A 6,906-nucleotide genomic window follows, 5' to 3' on the forward strand; every position below is an offset into this window, starting at 1 on the left:
GGCTTACACAGTGTGCGCAGACGACGGAGATAATGACTGTAACAGTCACTATCGATTGGACCGAGAGCGCTAAATTTCCAGGTTTTCCGACTGTTGTCGTGGTAAAGCACAGTCAAAGCCGGAGTGCGGCAATTTCACACTATCTTAATGGTTCGAATCCTTACTGATACTGGGGCGAGACAGGTATTTCATCTTTCAACCTTTAGCTGTTTAAATAGAATTGTGACGCACTAGGAATGGGGTGACCCGTTGCTGGTGCTTTTTTTGTTGTCGGAAGTTGGGCTAGGCAGTGTAGTAATTAAATCCGCCTTCCCTCACAACCGGACTATTTTCCAGCATAATCCGGTTGTGGTTTGCAATCACCTAGCCAAACCCATATAATTGTGGTGACTGTACAAAGCGTTATTCCAGAGAACCTAGCCAAACACAGACGCAAGGGGGATTGGCGATGAACATTGGCTTATTTACAGATACCTATTTCCCTCAAGTAAGTGGGGTCGCAACGTCGATTAAGACGTTGCGTGATCAATTGGAAAAGCAAGGCCATCAGGTCTATATTTTCACGACGACTGATCCGCACGTTGAACGTAACGTTTACGAGCGGAACGTCTTTCGCTTTTCAAGTATTCCGTTCGTTTCGTTTACGGATCGGCGAATTGCGGTGCGGGGACTTTTCCAGGCCTACCAAATTGCGAAGGAATTGAATTTAGACATCGTCCATACACAGACGGAGTTCTCGATGGGGTGGATCGGCAAGTTTGTAGCGCGTAATTTGGAAATTCCGTGCCTGCACACCTACCATACGATGTACGAGGATTATTTGCACTATGTGGCTAACGGTAAAATTTTAAAGCCGGTCCACGTCAAACAGGGAACCTTGGCCTTTTGCTACCACTTAACGGGGGTTGTTGCCCCTAGTGACCGAGTGTTAACTACCTTGACGGATTATGGGGTTAAAACACCCATCCGTGTGATTCCAACCGGGGTCAATTTACATCAGTACGAACAGCCCGATACGGCTAATTTACGACGACAATTGGGCTACCAGCCGGATACACCCGTAATTCTTTCGTTGAGTCGCTTGGCTTACGAAAAGAACATTAAGGAAAGTATTGCGGCTATGCCCCAGATCTTGGCGCAGGTACCCGAGGCCCAACTCTTGATTGTTGGGGATGGCCCGGCGCGAGAAGACCTGGAACAACAGGTCAAGGATGCTGGCCTAACGGATCACGTGTCATTCACTGGTGAAGTGAATAACGATGAAGTTTTCCGTTACTATCACATGGCCAACGTCTTCCTGTCGTCGTCGGATTCCGAGTCACAGGGGTTGACCTATATTGAAGCCATGGCGGCTGGGACGAAAATCGTTGTCATGACGAGTCCGTATACCGACGACCTATTGTCCAGTCGGACGTTGGGCGTCACCTTTAAGGAGCCGGCTGAGATGATTGAAAATGTGGTTGATTACCTGCGGCACGGGGACGAAGAACAGGACCCAGACTTGTTGGCGAAAAAGTTAGCCGACATTTCTGCTGATACCTTTGGGCAACGCATCATTGGTTTTTATCAGGATGCACAGGCAAGCTACGAAGCCGCGCACGAGGATACCCCGGACTTTAGCAATTAGAGGAGTTATTGGATGTTAAAAATCAACATGTTTTCCGCTGCCGATTCTGTCAAAGGACAGGGTGTCGGCAGTGCTTACAATGAGCTCATGAATCTGATGCGCACCCGTCTAGCCGATGATTTTCAGGTGACGGTCAATAAGTATGGTCGCGTGGATCTCACACATTACCATACAATTAATTTTTCCTACTACTTATCAACATTCTTACCTGGACGCGGTCGAAAAATCGGCTACGTTCATTTCTTGCCGGAAACTTTAGAGGGAAGTTTGAAGATTCCCCAACCCTTCCGGTCGATTTTTTATAAATACGTGATTGCTTTCTACAAACGCATGGATCACATTGTGGTGGTCAACCCGACGTTTATTCCTAAGCTGGTGGCTTATGGGATTCCTGAGGACCGCGTGACGTATATTCCGAACTTTGTGAGCCGTAAGGAATTCTATCCCGTTTCAGCTGAGAAGAAGCAAGCACTGCGTGACCAGTACGGTTATGACCAACAGAAGTTTACGGTGCTGGGAATTGGTCAGATTCAAGAGCGCAAGGGCTTATTTGACTTTATCAAGTTGGCCCGAAACAATCCGCAGCTCCAGTTCATCTGGGCTGGCGGGTTCTCTTTTGGCCGCATGACGGACGGTTATGCCGCCTTGAAGAAGGTCGTCGATGATCCACCCGCCAATTTGAGTTTTCCGGGGATCGTGGACCGTGACCGATTAGTTGACTACTACAATCTGACAGACTTATTCTTATTACCGTCATTTAATGAGTTATTTCCGATGTCCGTCTTGGAAGCCTTTAGTACCGGAACACCAGTACTGCTCCGCGACTTAGACCTCTATCAGGCCATCATTGCGGGGGACTATCAACCGGCAAAGGACTATACGGAAATGAACCAGCAGCTTCAGCGGTTACGACAGAATCCAGCAGCAATGGCGCATTGGCACCAACAGAGTTTGGCGGCCGCTGAGCGCTACTCTGAGGAGCACCTGACCACAATTTGGCGGGCGTTCTATCAGCAACAGGCAAAAGAGGGGTAAGTGCATGTCACGTCGTAATAAATGGGTTCTCACTTTAATGTTGCTTCTGGGGATTGCAATCTTTGCCTTTTCGCTACGTGACATTAAATTTTCAGTTTTGGTCAATGATTTCGTGCACATTAACTTCTGGTGGTTTGGGGTCGCCATTTTGTGTATGGTGTTATACCTTGGGTTAGAAGCCCTGATCGTCAAGGTGTTCATTTCGGATCGAATCGAAGGCTTCACGTTTAAAGATGCTTTACGAATTCCAATGGTGGAGCAGTTATTTAACGGGATCACGCCATTTTCTTCTGGTGGACAACCCGCACAATTGATTGCGCTGATGCAGACGGGAGTCGATGCCGGCAAGGCCAGCTCGGTGCTCCTGATGAAGTTTGTCGTCTACCAATCGATGATTGTCATCAACTTTTTGATTGCCCTGGTCATTGGGTTTAATGATATTCAGGACAAGCTACATGCCTTAGTCTGGCTGGTCGTGTTTGGCTTTACGATTCATTTGGCCGTCATTATTGGTCTACTGATGGTGATGTTCTGGTACGCGTTTACGAAGAAAATGGTCGGTGTTGTGCTGTATCCCTGTCACTGGTTTATGAAAAAAGACCGCTTTTCTCGGATGGAAGCCAATATCAACGGCAAGATCGATTCGTTTTACCATGAAAGTGTTCGAATTAGTGGGCAGTGGAAGCTGATGCTTAAAGTCTTTGTCATCACTTTCTTTCAATTGATGGTCTACTATTTGATTCCATACTTTATTATGCTAGCGCTAGGGTACACGACCGCTAATATTGTCATGGTGACCAGCCTCCACGTGCTGATCGTCATGGTGATTTCGCTATTTCCCATCCCGGGTGGGTCAGGTGGTGCCGAATACAGCTTTGAAATGATCTTTCGGAGTTATATTTCATCAAATAGTAAGCTGGTCTTAGCGATGATCCTGTGGCGCCTGTTGACTTACTACTTTGGCATGTTGACGGGGTTAGTGGCGATGGTTATCCCGCCAGATAAGGTCAGTGAAAAAAAGGATTTGCCAAATGAATGAGTTTTTCTGCATTAGGGCGTGCCATACCGCCTCAAGTTTGGTAAAATCATTAGTGAAAGCTAGAAAGGGGACCAACCATGGAAGAATCTCAATTGATTGGCATCATCAATCGCTTAAAGGCGATGCAAGAGGATGCCACCGACGAGCCACAACCCCGTCGATTTGAAAAGGAAGGCGTTGAGCAGGCAACGGTTGTTTACAACCAGTTGAGCCACACCTACACCTTAACCGAACACAACCCGGAAACGACTTTTGAGTTTGATAACATCGATTTAGTAGCTATCGAATTATTTGATTTGTTGACGGATAACTAACAAAACTATGGGTGCCATAGTTTTGTTTTTTTATACCAGGAAAAAGTTGCATTTTTCCAAAGGTTATGGAATCACATTGATTACCCGTTAATATCAGCTATACTATAGTGATGTTAATTATTTTGTGGAGGCAATCGCATGGCGAACTTTTTTAAGCGGAAGACGAACTGGGTAAATAGTCGGATGGGCTTTTTCCTGTTGATCGTCGTTTTATTTTGGGTGAAAACTTACATTGCCTATCAGACCGAATTTACGTTGGGGGCGAAGGGGAGCGTTCAGCAGTTCTTATTGTTGATTAACCCGATTCCAGCTGCCTTACTAGTATTCGGCATTGCGCTCTATTTCCGCGGGCGGTTAGCTTATTGGCTAATGTTGATTATTGATGTATTAGAGTCCACATGGATCTTTGCGAATGTGCTCTACTACCGGGAGTTCTCTGATTTCCTCTCCTTTGGGATCATGAAGGGCTCTAGCGACGTGGGAAATAACCTGGGGAAGAGTTTGGCCCAGATTACCCACGTCTATGATTTCTTTGTTTACATTGATATCGTGATTCTGATCATTCTGTTGGTCACCCACGTGATTCGAATCGATGCGCGACCGTTTAAACGGCGGTACGCGTTCTCCGTGACGGTCCTGTCATTTGGCCTGATGTTCGCTGAATTCGGCATGGCTAACGCGGATCGTTCGGGACTATTGACCCGGACATTTGACAATAACTATATTGTGAAATACTTGGGGCTTAATGAGTATGCGGCCTTTAACGCCTACCAGACGCAAAAGGAAAGCGCGACCCGGGCGAGTGCCAATGCTAGTGATATGAAGAGTGTCTTGAAATACCTGAAGCAAAATCGGGTAAGCCCGAACGTCTCCTACTTTGGTAAGGAGAAGGGGAAGAATGTCTTTATTATCCATTTGGAAAGTTTCCAGCAATTTTTGATCGATTACAAGGTGGATGGCAAGGAAGTGACGCCAACGCTGAATAAGTTCTACCATAGCAAGAATACTTTGGCCTATAAGAACTTTTATCATCAGGTTGCTCAGGGAAAGACCTCTGATGCTGAAATGATGCTGGAAAACTCGTTGTTTGGGTTGCCACAAGGTTCAGCGATGACGACCTACGGGACGCAGAACACGTTCCAGGCGGCACCGGCTATCTTGAGTCAAGAGGCGGGTTATACCACGGCGGCATTCCATGGAGATGTGCCTAGTTTCTGGAACCGGGACAACACGTACAAGTCATGGGGCTACCAGTACTTCTTTAGCTCTAGTTACTATACGGAGAAGCCGGGGTATAGCATTGGCTATGGTCTGAAGGATAAGATTTTCTTCAAGCAGTCGGCTAAATATATTGAACAGTTACCGCAACCGTTCTATGCCAAGCTGATTACGTTGACGAACCATTACCCTTACGAGATAGATAAGAAGAACACGGATTTCCCAGCGACTAAGACGGGGGATAAGACTGTCGATCCATACGTTCAGACGGCCCATTACCTGGATCAGGCGTTTGCTGAGTTCATTAATTACCTGAAGAAGGCCGGACTCTACAAGAATAGTGTCATCGTGGCCTATGGAGACCATTATGGGATCTCGAATAATCACCGACCAGCGATTGCACAGTTGTTGGGTAAGAGCAAGGTGACTAACTATGACCTCGCTCAATTCCAAAAGGTCCCATTTATGATTCACGCAACGGGACTCAAGGGTGGCATTCAATCGACCTATGGTGGGGAAATTGATGTGTTACCAACGTTGCTGGACCTGTTAGGGGTCAAGAATACGGATACGATTCAATTTGGCCAAGACTTATTGGCTAAAGATCGTAATCAAACCGTGGCCTTTCGAAATGGGAACTTTGTTTCACCGAAGTATACTAAGATCGGTGGGACGGTTTATGATACCAAGACGGGGGATGTGTTGACGCTGACGGCGGTCCAGAAGAAAGATGTGGCTAAGCTACAGAACCACGTGACGACTGAACTCTCATTGTCTGATCGGGTCATCTATGGGGATCTGCTGCGGTTCTACACGCCAAAGAACTTTACGAAGGTCAACAAAACGGACTTTACGTATAAGTTAAAACCAGCCATGGAACAGTTAGCTGAAGCCGAGAAGAAGGAGAAGACGAGTGTAATTGCTAAGAATGATGGCAAGAGCACCGTTGCCGACTACAAGACGGACGCTCCTGAATTAAAATAAAGTGTCTCTATATAGAAGAAGTCAATCACGAGTGTCGGGTGATTGGCTTCTTTTTTGGTTGAGCAGGTCGTGGTGTGCATGCAATCTATGAGTGAGTTGGCATCTTTGTGGGGCGCGATAGACGTTTAGAGATCCGGTTGATGGTGAAAAGAGAGTTGGGGGCGCCCGCAGGTTTATCCGTTTAGGGCAGGTGGGGATTGTGCGGAGCTGACGGTATCTAGCGGTGACCTAAGTGAGGTTGTACGTTATGACAGCTGGTATGACCAGATGAGTAGACCGGTTTTAACGTATTGACGGTAGTTTTGTCTGTTTTTTACAGTGGGGGAAGCGGCGGACTGAAATTAATTTCAGTAAATATTCATTTTTCCCTTGACCGTTGCGGCAGATATTGGTAAACTATTTTCTGTTGTCATTTATGTGTGCAAACATTGTGACAGCAACGGCAAATTGCTTTCTCAATAATTTTAAAAAAGGCTTGACGGTCTGGTTGATTATTGATATAGTAGTAAACGTTGTTGGGAATATTTATTCAACTTGATTCAGAAACATCGATATTTATTCAAAAAGATGTTTAAAAAGTTGTTGACAGGTATTTGACGACATGATATACTTTAAAAGTTGTCACGAAGCAAATGCTTCTCTGATAACTTGGTAGACCTTTGAAAACTGAACATTGTTTCGACAAACCA

5 protein-coding genes are annotated in these 6,906 nt (G+C 46.0%); all 5 read left to right on the top strand.

All coding sequences use genetic code 11. The features are described 5' to 3' along the window. Nucleotides 1–448 precede the first annotated feature (448 nt). The 5 genes from FC99_RS08650 to FC99_RS08670 all read left to right on the top strand — a co-directional run bounded on the left by FC99_RS08650 (nucleotide 449) and on the right by FC99_RS08670 (nucleotide 6,217). Nucleotides 449–1,627 carry a glycosyltransferase family 4 protein gene (locus FC99_RS08650; protein WP_048735736.1) on the top strand — a complete coding sequence of 393 codons (1,179 nt, stop codon included), beginning with the start codon at nucleotides 449–451 and terminating at the stop codon, nucleotides 1,625–1,627. A gap of 12 nt (nucleotides 1,628–1,639) precedes the next feature. Further along, nucleotides 1,640–2,662 (top strand): glycosyltransferase family 4 protein, encoded by a 1,023-nt coding sequence (locus tag FC99_RS08655; RefSeq protein WP_048735737.1) that lies wholly within the window; start codon nucleotides 1,640–1,642, stop codon nucleotides 2,660–2,662. 4 nt (nucleotides 2,663–2,666) lie between these two features. Next, nucleotides 2,667–3,701 carry a lysylphosphatidylglycerol synthase transmembrane domain-containing protein gene (locus FC99_RS08660; protein ID WP_048735738.1) on the top strand — a complete coding sequence of 345 codons (1,035 nt, stop codon included), beginning with the start codon at nucleotides 2,667–2,669 and terminating at the stop codon, nucleotides 3,699–3,701. A gap of 77 nt (nucleotides 3,702–3,778) precedes the next feature. After that, on the top strand, nucleotides 3,779–4,015 hold the full coding sequence (locus FC99_RS08665) for a YkuJ family protein (RefSeq protein WP_048735739.1): 237 nt from the start codon (nucleotides 3,779–3,781) through the stop codon (nucleotides 4,013–4,015). A gap of 138 nt (nucleotides 4,016–4,153) precedes the next feature. Next, the gene (locus tag FC99_RS08670; RefSeq protein ID WP_048735740.1) at nucleotides 4,154–6,217 is read left to right on the top strand and encodes an LTA synthase family protein; all 2,064 of its coding nucleotides are present in this window, start codon (nucleotides 4,154–4,156) and stop codon (nucleotides 6,215–6,217) included. Nucleotides 6,218–6,906: the final 689 nt, after the last annotated feature.

Source organism: Levilactobacillus koreensis JCM 16448 (genome assembly GCF_001435525.1).
Taxonomy (GTDB): domain Bacteria; phylum Bacillota; class Bacilli; order Lactobacillales; family Lactobacillaceae; genus Levilactobacillus; species Levilactobacillus koreensis.